The sequence below is a fragment of the Paenibacillus sp. 01L418 genome, from assembly GCF_056400045.1.
This window is the reverse complement of sequence record NZ_JBFTSN010000689.1, coordinates 1-1,974: the sequence shown is the minus strand read 5'-3', so window position 1 is coordinate 1,974 and position 1,974 is coordinate 1. Positions and strand designations below refer to the sequence as shown.

General features: G+C 38.0%; 2 protein-coding genes. Both read left to right on the top strand.

Translation table 11 applies throughout. The annotated features are described in order from the left end of the window. The first annotated feature begins 350 nt into the window (after nt 1-350). The gene (locus AC1DSE_RS34700) at nt 351-1,145 is read left to right on the top strand and encodes an RtcB family protein (protein WP_477509646.1); all 795 of its coding nucleotides are present in this window, start codon (nt 351-353) and stop codon (nt 1,143-1,145) included. Beyond that, a complete protein-coding gene (locus AC1DSE_RS34695) occupies nt 1,138-1,845 on the top strand; it encodes an RtcB family protein (protein ID WP_477509647.1) in 708 nt (235 codons plus the stop codon). Before AC1DSE_RS34700 ends, AC1DSE_RS34695 begins: the two co-directional genes overlap by 8 nt. Nucleotides 1,846-1,974: the final 129 nt, after the last annotated feature.

Genomic DNA, 1,974 nt, shown 5'->3' with positions numbered 1-1,974 from the left:
GGTATATGCCACATAATAATTGTTCATTTTCAAAATAACAGGTGTACTTTTTTTGGGTGCAGCATAACTGACAGCTGTTATGGAGAACATCATTACACCCGCAATGGTCAATTTTATTAATTTTCTCATCATTTAACAAACACTCCTTTTTTAGCATTTATGGATAAAACGTAATTCTCTATCCATTTGTTGCGCTAAAGCCCGAATTAGGTAATGCTTTTCAAATTTTGAAATGATATATTGAAATCATTAGCTAGGAAAGGATGATTGCCGATGTTATGCATCTTTTTCGAATACTTCAATATTACTAATGTCAATAATCTACCTATAAATCAAAAGGATGGTCCTATTTGAAAATTAACAATAGCAAAAATATTCCTGTCCGTTTTTTCATAAACGACAAAATTAAGCTTGAAAAAAATGCTTTAGCAGAACTTGATCAACTCCTCACCGTCAATGAATCTGTAGAAACCCTGAAACAGCACACTAGCGGTTATTTTACGAACGAAAATGCAAAAATTGAAGAGGTAGCGATCACTCCCGATTTCCACAAAGGCAGTGGCATTCCGATTGGTACAACCATCTTCACCAAAGGATTTGTCATCCCTCAAGCTGTAGGCAATGACATTAATTGTGGCATGCGGTTATACACGACATCGCTGAAGGAAAATGATATCCGGTCAAATCTTAAACAAATCGAATCCGATATTCGTCATATTTTCTTTGAAGGCGGACGTCATATACCAATGACAAGGGTGCAGCGTGAAGCTATTTTCAAAGAAGGATTAATGGGTATTCTCGAGACACAGAAATCGATTAAGTGCAATGGTTTGTGGGAATTTTATGATGCTAAGCAGCAAGAGGACGACCTTTTAAAGGTAAATCGATTTGGTTCATTTATTACGGATAAAGTAGTTGGACTGGATAGTTATTTAGGCAGCGATGATTTGTCCTATGATAGTCAGATTGGATCGATCGGCGGCGGCAATCATTTTGTAGAAATTCAGAAAGTAGTGAATATACGCAATCATGCTTTGGCAAAGGAATGGAATATCAAAGCTGGCCAAATCGTCGTTATGATTCATACAGGCTCTGTATCTATCGGGCATCACGCAGGCAGGTCTGAACATCAAAGAAATGCTTAAAGAAATTTACCCCGCCTCTCTTAAGCATCCAAGCAATGGGATCTATGTCCTGCCTCATTCCGAACAATATGAATATCAATGGAATCGTTATTGGAACCTCCTTCATAACGCAGCAAACTTCGCTTTTGCGAATCGCTTATTTCTGGGGCTTATGCTTCAAAAGTCTTTGTCCAAAAGCTTAAAAGATTTTGAGTATAAATTGCTCTACGATGCCCCTCACAACTTTGTATGGGAAGAAACGATTGATGGCAGCGAAGGTTTTATCCATCGCAAAGGCTCTTGCACAGCAAAGTCAGCTGAACAAATGGCCAACACCCCTTTTCAATTTACGGGTGAGCCGGTCTTTATACCTGGATCCATGGGAGCGAAAAGCTACATTCTTGCAGGACTAGGCAATCGTGAGAGCTTATTCAGCGCTAGTCATGGTGCTGGTCGAAGCCTTTCAAGAGGAGATTCAGTAAAAGTAGATGATGCTTTGTTTCGCGAATTTATTTCCAAGTTTAATATTGTTACACCTATTGATCCGAACCGTAACGATATTAAATCCAGACAGGATATACTCAAGAAATGGGAAGAAGAATTGAAGAAAGAGGCTCCTTACGCTTACAAGGATATCAATGCCATCATCGAATCACATGAAGAACACGGCATGGCACAAATTGTTGCAGAAGTTGAACCTATTTTAACGATAAAAGGGTAAAGCTTTTTATACTGAAGGTTTAGTGGTTTAAACTAAAATATTTCATTTTTAATAATTAAAACAGCAAAAAAGCCACGTCCTTGTGACGTGGCTAACAGATGACATTCTATATTTTAGACAGCTTTATTT

Excerpts from the sequence above, each read along its gene's own strand:
- AC1DSE_RS34695 (WP_477509647.1), top strand. The coding sequence starts at position 1,138 with ATGCTTAAAGAAATTTACCCCGCCTCTCTTAAGCATCCAAGCAATGGG.